This is a genomic window from Bacillus sp. JJ664 (assembly GCF_036962205.1).
Classification (GTDB): domain Bacteria; phylum Bacillota; class Bacilli; order Bacillales; family Bacillaceae_G; genus Gottfriedia.
In genome coordinates this window covers 1-3,157 of record NZ_JBALMS010000187.1, presented here as the reverse complement: position 1 = coordinate 3,157, position 3,157 = coordinate 1, and the positions used below count along the sequence as shown (strand labels likewise).

Annotated in this window: 2 protein-coding genes; both read right to left on the bottom strand. The window is 32.2% G+C overall.

Annotated features, from left to right (window positions below; genetic code table 11):
* Window positions 1–70: 70 nt before the first annotated feature.
* A complete protein-coding gene (locus V7056_RS19850) occupies window positions 71–1,255 on the bottom strand; it encodes a CapA family protein (protein WP_499704115.1) in 1,185 nt (394 codons plus the stop codon).
* A gap of 206 nt (window positions 1,256–1,461) precedes the next feature.
* The coding region (locus V7056_RS19845) for a HAMP domain-containing methyl-accepting chemotaxis protein (RefSeq protein WP_499704114.1) at window positions 1,462–3,157 on the bottom strand (1,696 nt) is incomplete at its 5' end.

Below are 3,157 nucleotides of genomic sequence, written 5' to 3'. Positions count from 1 at the left end.
TTGTTGCTATTTTAGAATGAGTTAGTTGATTATTCAATTCCAAAAGCAACAATCTATTAGAAAAGAGCCTTTAATTATGAACGGGCTCCACAAAATGTAAATCTTTTATATAAGTTCTCATGTGAGATTTGATGTTCTTATATCTTCCTTCCCCGTATACAAGGTAAGATTCACTTATATTTTGTAATGGTAATATTTTAAAGTTTTGATTTTTGTAGTAGTAATTATAGGTTGGCGTAAAACTTGGATTTGTTAATTCTATTTTTTCTACATCTTTATACTTCGTTTTCACGACATCAATTGAAGCGATCCCACCAATTAGTTCATATAACTCATCCTGCGCTGATAAAAAGTTTCCTAAAGAATATAATACGAAAGCTTTATTACCTGTTTTACCTGTCACCCAAGCTGGTGGTTGTAAAACATGTGTATGATTTCCAATTACGATTTGAACGCCAATATCCGCTAATTGCTTCGCTAATTCTTTCTGAAATTGATTTGGTAATCTTTCATATTCTTTTCCCCAATGCATCGAGACGACAACTACATCTGATATTGCATCCGCTCTTTGAACATCCTGTCGAATTTTCTTCATATCAATCAAATTCACTAAATAATCCTTCCCTTTGGGAACTGGGATTCCATTTGTCCCGTAAGTATATGAAAGAAATGCAAATCGTATATTATTTTTTGTTAAAGTTCTAATTTTATCATGATCCGCTTTTGATTTATAAGCCCCGGTATAGGGCATATGAATATGATCCCAATGAGATATTGCACTTTTAATGGCAACTTCTCCTCGATCAAGTGAGTGATTATTCGCAAGCGTCACAACATCTACACCCGCAGCCTTTAAAGCATCACCAACTTCATATGGACTATTAAATGTTGGATAGGTAGATAACCCTATTTTTTCCCCACCAATCATTGTTTCTTGGTTTGCAACGAGAATATCCGGCTTTTGCATTGTCGCTCTGACTTCTTTGAACATTTGATGAAAATTATACGAACCATCTTTTTGTTTCGCGTCTTCATAAACTTCATTATGAATCAATATATCTCCAATTGCTCCAATCGTTGCTTTTGATACAATCGGTTTTTCATTCTCAGGCTTTTGCTCAGTAGTTGGTACTTTTTGAATCTCTTTTTCTTTGTGTATTGCATGATTCGGAATTGGTTCGTTCGAGAAATATTCTTTTTTTATATAAATGAGGATAAAAAGTAACAATGTGCTCATAAGAAGTAATTTTTTCAAGATGATTCTCCTAGTGTAAGTGGATTCTATTTTTTATTTTTATTAAACTTTTTTTCTATAAAGTTGATTGTTTATAGCACCGTTTATTTCGTAGTCACTTCTTATTATCGACCCTCTTTTATTTTTCGTAAAGCTATTAAATTAAAAATCCGTTGAATCATACACAAAAAAGTCACCCATTTGAAAATGAGTGACTTTGAGGTTTATTATACTTTAAAGGTTTTAACTGTATCTTGTAACTCTTCTGCCATTTTACTTAGAATATCTGCTGATGCAGACATTTCTTCCATTGAAGCGTTTTGTTGTTCGGCTGCAGCTGCCACACTTTGTGACTGTCCAGATGCCTCAGCTGAAATTTCTGAAGTTCTTTCTACTATATTAATGATACTGTGAGAGCTTGCATTAATTTGCTCGAATATAGCAGATACTTCCTGAGTTTGTGCGGACACTTCTTCAATCATTTTAACGATATGATTGAAGTTTTCTCCAGATTCAGAAACAAGGTCAATACCGTTTTTAATTTCATTTGAGCCTTCATTCATTGAAGTAATTACTTTTTTGACTTCATTTTGGATAAATCCTACTAAACCAGAAATTTGTCCAGCTGCCGATCTAGATTGTTCAGCTAGTTTTTTAACCTCATCTGCAACAACAGCAAATCCTTTACCTTGTTCGCCAGCTCTAGCAGCTTCGATAGCAGCATTTAACGCTAATAAATTTGTTTGCTCAGCAATTTCAGTGATGATTGTAACAATTTTACCAATCTCATCGGACTTTTCGCCAAGTGAATTAACAATATTTGATGTATTATTTACGGTATCATGAATCATATTCATCTGATTAACTGTTTTTACTAATACTTTATTTCCATAAACTGCTTTTTCTGAAGTAGAAAGCGAATTTTCCGCTACTGTTTGAATTGATGAAGCAGCCTGTTCCATTCCTGTTGAAATTTCTTTTACAACTGTAAATGCTTCTAAACTACTTTTTTCTTGTTGTTCAGCACCTTCTGCAATGTTAATGATCGAGCTTGTAATTTGCTCAGAAGCCCTACTTGTTTCTTCTGCACTCGCAGACAATTCCTCTGATGTCGAAGCAACTAATTGTGAATTATAAACAACACTTTCAATTAGTTCTTTTAAATTAGCTGTCATTGTATTAACATTACTTGCTAATTCACCAATTTCATCTTTATTTTTAATATCCAATGGCTCCAATACAAGATTACCCTCTGCAACTTCCTTTACTTGCGTCGATAATTTCGTTAAAGGTTTTCTAATACTTCTTATTAACGCAACCGCGATTAATATTGTCAGTAAAAACGCAACAATCACACTTATTAAAGTTGTGTAAGTAACATTTGTAAATTCTTTATCACTGTCTTCATTAATTTGTTTACCTTGTTTTTGGTGCATGTTAATCAATGAATCCAAATCAGTATGCATTTTATCAAATAATGCTGTTCCACTAAATGACGTCAAAACAGCATTTTTTGTATCCATCTTATTACTTAACTCAAGAATTTCTGCATTCTTTTCTACAAAATCATTCCATTCAATATGTAGTTTTTCAAATAATGCTTTTTCTTTTTTTGTTTTTAGTAATTTTTTATAGTCTGAGAAAGCCTTGTCAATTAAAGTATACTGGCCTTCCAATTCATACTCATATTTTCTTTTGTATGACTCATCATCACTTAACATATGCTTTTGAGTCGTACTTAAAATGTGTTCTGCAATATAATTGATTTCACCAATCAACTCTACCTTAGGTAAAACTTCTTCACTTACTTCTTTTGTATTATTGTTTAGTCTAAATGTACTTGTAATTGAAAAAGCGCTAAGCGTTAAAATAATAACTAATATTAGAATAAATGAAAATATTAGTTTCCGACCAATTGTCCAT